Origin of the sequence: Mesorhizobium sp. M7A.F.Ca.CA.004.04.2.1 (assembly GCF_004022825.1) — a bacterium.
In the GTDB taxonomy this organism is placed as follows: domain Bacteria; phylum Pseudomonadota; class Alphaproteobacteria; order Rhizobiales; family Rhizobiaceae; genus Mesorhizobium.
In genome coordinates, this window is record NZ_RZPH01000403.1 from 1 (window position 1) to 5072 (window position 5072).

The 5072-nt window shown below is 62.9% G+C and carries 5 protein-coding genes; 1 reads left to right on the forward strand and 4 read right to left on the reverse strand.

Features of this window, described 5'->3' with window-relative positions; translation table 11 throughout:
- The 4 genes from EN893_RS18475 to EN893_RS18490 all read right to left on the reverse strand — a co-directional run.
- Nucleotides 1–918: M81 family metallopeptidase (locus tag EN893_RS18475; RefSeq protein ID WP_164900948.1), on the reverse strand; the 918-nt coding region annotated here is incomplete at its 3' end.
- Between the two features lie 24 nt (nucleotides 919–942).
- Nucleotides 943–1767, reverse strand: a complete 825-nt coding sequence (locus EN893_RS18480) for a carbohydrate ABC transporter permease (protein WP_013528984.1) — start codon at nucleotides 1765–1767, stop codon at nucleotides 943–945.
- Nucleotides 1764–2633, reverse strand: a complete 870-nt coding sequence (locus EN893_RS18485) for a sugar ABC transporter permease (protein WP_023811708.1) — start codon at nucleotides 2631–2633, stop codon at nucleotides 1764–1766. The genes EN893_RS18480 and EN893_RS18485 overlap by 4 nt, the downstream gene beginning before the upstream one ends.
- A 160-nt stretch (nucleotides 2634–2793) precedes the next feature.
- On the reverse strand, nucleotides 2794–4026 hold the full coding sequence (locus EN893_RS18490; RefSeq protein ID WP_127268520.1) for a sugar ABC transporter substrate-binding protein: 1233 nt from the start codon (nucleotides 4024–4026) through the stop codon (nucleotides 2794–2796).
- A 179-nt stretch (nucleotides 4027–4205) separates the two neighbouring features.
- On the opposite strand from EN893_RS18490, the gene EN893_RS18495 reads away from it, so the two are divergent.
- Nucleotides 4206–5012, forward strand: coding sequence for an SDR family oxidoreductase (locus tag EN893_RS18495; RefSeq protein ID WP_127276572.1), 807 nt, complete (start codon nucleotides 4206–4208; stop codon nucleotides 5010–5012).
- The last annotated feature ends 60 nt before the right edge of the window (nucleotides 5013–5072 follow it).

The following is a 5072-nucleotide window of genomic DNA, read 5'->3' on the forward strand; positions in this document are numbered from 1 at the left end:
GTCCCAGATATCGGCGATGACCACCGGCTTGCCCGGATTCTCGGCGCGCACGGCCAGCGCCCGGTCGATGCCGTCGGTGGCGCTCAGCATCGTCATCGCCGTCTTTTCGCGCAGCGCGTAGAGTTCCCGCCCGAGCCTTTCCGCCAGCGCGTCACCCTTGGCCTTGTCATCGTCGGTGACGACCAGGATGCGTGTGCCCATTTCGGCCACGTCGGCCGCCATGAAGCCATGGATGACGGAGACCGACAGCACGCCGTCCTTGCCGTGCAGCGCCTTGATGCGGTCGACGAAGGAGCGCATCGGCTCGCGGCTGGTCGGCAGCACCTGGATCATGCGGCAATCGAAGGTCGAGATGACCGGCTTGATCTCGCCCCTCGCCGCCGCAAGGCCAAGCTCGACGACGTGTTCGCCGCGCTCGTAGAAATCGGTGTGCGGAAATTCGAGGAAGTAGGCGAGGATGTCGGAGGCCGCCACGCGCTTCGGTGTCAGATGGCTGTGCGGATCGAGTTCCACGGCGATCACCACCTGCGGCCCGACCATTGCGCGAACCCGTTCGAGCAAGTCGCCTTCGCAGTCGTCATAGCCTTGCGCCACCATGGCGCCATGCAGGCCGAGGATGACGGCATCGACCGGCAGCGCTGCCTTGAGCTGGCCAAGGATCTCGTCGCGCAGCGCCTCATAGGTCTGCCGTTGCACCAGGCCGCCCGGCTCCGCCCAGGTGGCGGTGCCCTCGATGACATCGAGGCCTTCGGCCGCTGCCCGCCGGCGCAGCGCCACCATCGGCGAGGAGCACAGCGTCGGCGTGTCCGGATGTTTGCCGGGCCCGGCATAGAAGGCCATCTCGAACGAGGCCCTATCGGTCGGCACCGGCGAGAAGGTGTTGGTTTCCGTCGCCAGCGAGGCGGTGAAAATGCGCATGAAAGCTCCGTCCGTGAATAGGCGTTATTTGACCGCCCCGAGCGCCAGCCCGCGAACGAGGTAGCGCTGCAGCCAGATGAACAGGATGGCCACCGGCAAGGTCGCCAGCAACGTCGCGGCCATGACGTGGTGCCATTCGATGGTGTAGCGGCCGGCGACCAGCGAAAACACCTGGATCGGCAGCGTATAGCTTTCCTGGCTGCGCAGCATGGTGAGCGCCACGACGAATTCGTTCCAGGCATTGATGAAGGTGAAGATCGCGGTCACCGCGATCGCCGGCAGGCAGAGCGGCAGGAACACCTTGCGCAAGGTCAGCCAGCGGCCGGCGCCCTCCATCCAGGCGGCTTCCTCGAGATCGCGCGGAATGGTGTCGAAATAGCTCTGCAGCATCCACACCGTGAAGGCGACGTTGAAGGCCATGTAGATGAAGCCGAGCGCCGTCGTGCTCTCGACCAAGCCCCAGGCCGCCATCAGCCGGAACAGGCCAAGCACCAGCACGATCGGCGAGATCATCTGCGAAATCAGCAGGAACTGGCGCAAGGCGCCGTAGCCGGCAAAGCGGAAGCGCGACATCGCATAGGCCGCCGGAACCGAGATCAGGATGGCGCCAACCGTGGCGATCACAGACACGTAGAGCGAATTGAGCAGCGCCTGGCCAAAGCCGGTCGCCACCCACATGTCGGAAAAATTCGACCAGCGGAATTCGCTCGGCCACCAGGTCGGCGACAGCACTTCCTGCCTCGGCTTGACCGCGGTCAGGAACATCACCGCGAAGGGAAAGAGCGTCACCACGATCAGCGGCGCCAGCAGCAGCCAGGCGATGATGGAGCGTTTCAGCTTGCTCGTCATGTGCGTTGCTCCCGCATCGCCAGCCGCACATAGATCATGGTGAAGACCAGCAATATGGCGAACATCACCAGCGACACCGCCGATGCTTCGCCCAGCTTGCCGATGCGGAAGGCCAGCTTGTAGAGATGGGTGACCAGGATATCGGTCGAGTTGGCCGGGCCGCCCTGCGTCATCACCCAGATGATCGGGAAGGAATTGAAGACGTAGATGGTGTTGAGCACGATGGCGATGTTGATGAACGGTTTCAGGAGCGGAAAGGTGATTTCGCGGAACTGCTGCAGCGGCGTCGCCCCTTCGAGCGCCGCCGCCTCGTAGAGATCGTCCGGAATCGACGACAGCCCGCCGAGAAAGATCGTCGTCGTGAACGGCACCGTCACCAGGATACCGATCAGCACCTGCATCGGGAAAGCGGTCTCGGCGCTCGCCAGCCATTGGATGTTGTGATCGATGAGCCCGAGGCCGATCAGCGCCGAATTGAGCATGCCGCTTTCGCCGCTCAGCGCCCAGCGCCAGACCACCGCGGTCATGGTCAGCGACACCGCCCAGGGCAGCATGATGATGACGCGGGCGATGCCGCGGCCATAGAAATCGGTGTTGAGGATCATCGCCACCGGGATCGACAAGAGAAGCGCACCGCCGACCACCATCACCGTCCATTGGCCGGTGCGCCAGAGCGCGGCCGTGAAATCGGGATCGGCAGCGAGTGCCGCGAAATTGGCGAAGTCGTTGAAGTCGCGAAGCTGGCCGAAGCGGCTGACCTCATGCGTCGAGATCTGGATCAGGTCCCAGACCGGCCAGAAGATGACCACCGCCGCCAGAAACAGGCTGGGCAAGGTCAGGAGATAGGGCAAGAAACGATTTTGCATCTGCTGGCCTGCAACCTCGGCGTGCTGGATCAGAAGGTTCTGCTTATGCGAATTTCGGATCCGCCGCACCGGGCCGGGAACCTAGGTGTGGCGCGCCCCGCCTGAGTCTGGGGCGCGCCACGGGCGCAGGGAGATACGCCCTATTTCTTCAGCACGGCCTCTATTTCTTCAGCACGGTGTTGGCCTTGGCGGCCGCGTCCTTCAAGCCCGCCTCAGGGTCGCCGCCGAGATAGATCTTCTGCATGGCGTCCGACGTGATCTGGGCGACTTCTTCCCAGCCCGGAATGACCGGCGCGAAGCGGGCGTCGGGCAGCAGCGCGGTGAACGCCGCCAGATCGGCATTGTTGACGTAGTAGTCCATCTTGGCCTCTTCCTTGTTCACCGGCAGGAAGCCTTCGCCTTGCGTGAACTTGGCGCGCTGTTCCGTGGTGAACAGGAAATCGAGCAGCTTCCAGGCTTCGTCCTTGTTCTTGGAGTTCTTGAACATGATGATGGAATCGGTCACGCCATAGGTGCCGCGCGCGCCGGTCGGGCCGGCGGGGATGGCTGCAACGCCGTATTTCAGGTTCGGCGCCTCGTCCTTGATCTGGTTGGACAGGAAGGGTGCGGTGATCATCATGCCGACCTTGCCCTGCTTGAACAGGTTCTGCACGTCTTCGCGGTTGTTGGAGGTGACGCCGGGTTCGGTCAGGCCTTCGTCGATCATCGACTTGTAGAGCTTGGCGGCCTCAAGCGCACCTGGCGTGCTCAGGCCCGAAGTGCCGTCCTTGTTGAGGATCTCGGTGCCCTGCGACCACATCGCATAATAGTAATAGACGTCGGTCTCGATCTCCTTGCCCTGCAGGCCGAAGCCGAACGTGCCCGACCCCAGCGCCTTGATCTTGCGCGCATCTTCCTGCAGCTCGGTCCAGGTTGCCGGTGGCTTGGCGATGCCGGCTTTCTCGAACAGCTCCTTGTTGTAGTACATGGCGCGCGCCGAGGCCGCGATCGGCAGGCCGTAGGTCTTGCCGTCCATGATCGAGGGCGACAGGAAGGTGTCGATGAAGCGATCCTTGAAGTCGGGCTTGATGTAGCCGTCGAGCGGCTCGGCGACATCCTGCTGGACGAAGTCGATCAGCCAGCGCGTGCCGATGATCGACAGATCGGCATTGGTGCCGGCGGTGATGTCGGTGGTCAGCTTCTGCAGCAGCACATCCCACGGCACCACTTCGAACTTGACGCTGATGCCGGGGTTCGCCGCCTCGAATTCCTTCTTGACGTCGGCGAAATAGGGAGCAGTCTTGGCGCTGTACTCGGCCACGGTGACGCGCACCTCGCCCGCATCCGCCTGCGCCGCAATTGCCAGCATGCTCATTCCGGCCATCAGGCCGACAGTCCATTTTGCAAGGCTCATTTGATCTCTCCCATTGGTGTTGCGCCTGCGCGCCTCTCCGTGCCGGAGCAGAAGATTTATGTGACTTTCCTACATTATCGATGATTTGAAGGCTTACAAGCGGATTATTGTGTTGCTTAATTACATTTACAGGCCTAGGCCTTATGCGATCTGTCAGAACTCCCGGAGGATGACGCACGGTGGTTTCGCAATCCGAGTTCGAGGGCAGGGCCGAGTTCGAAGGCAGGGCCGAGTTCGAGGGCAAGACCGTCGTGGTGACGGGTGCCGGCGGCGGGCTCGGCACGGCCATCGTGGCGCTGATAGCGCAAAGAGGCGCCAGGGTCGTCGGTTGCGATCAGTCAAGCGAGGCGCTGAACAGTCCGCACCTTGCCTCCCGCCATGTCTTCGATCTTCTCGACAAGGCATCGATAGCGACGGCGATCGGCGCGATCCTCGACCGGGATGGTGTGCCCGACATTCTCATCAACAATGCCGGCTGGACGCGTGCCGAGACGATTTCGGCGCTCGATCCCGACAGAATAGAGCAGGAACTCGATCTCAACCTGACTGGCGTGATGAATTTCGCCGACCCGCTGGTCAAGGCGATGGCTGGCCGCGGCTCGGGCAGCGTCGTCTTCATCTCCTCGGTCAACGCCATCGCGCATTTCGGCAATCCGGCCTATGCCGCCGCCAAGGCCGGCATCAACGCCTATGCCAAGGCGATCGCCGTCGAGCTCGGCCGCAGCGGCCTGCGCGCCAATGTCGTTTGCCCCGGATCGATCCGCACCGCCGCCTGGGACCACCGCCTTGCCAAGGATCCCGAAATCCTCGGCAAATTGCAGCGGCTCTATCCGCTCGGCCGCATCGTCAACGCCGCGGAAGTGGCGGAAGCCGTCGCCTTCCTTGCGTCCGATCGCGCATCGGGAATAACAGGCGTGGTGATGCCCGTGGACGCGGGACTGACCGCCGGCTGCCTGCCCTTCATCGACGACATTCTGGGAGCGTGACAATGACCGATGTCGAGTTTCGCGATCTGTCGAAATCCTTCGGCCAGCACAAGATCCTCG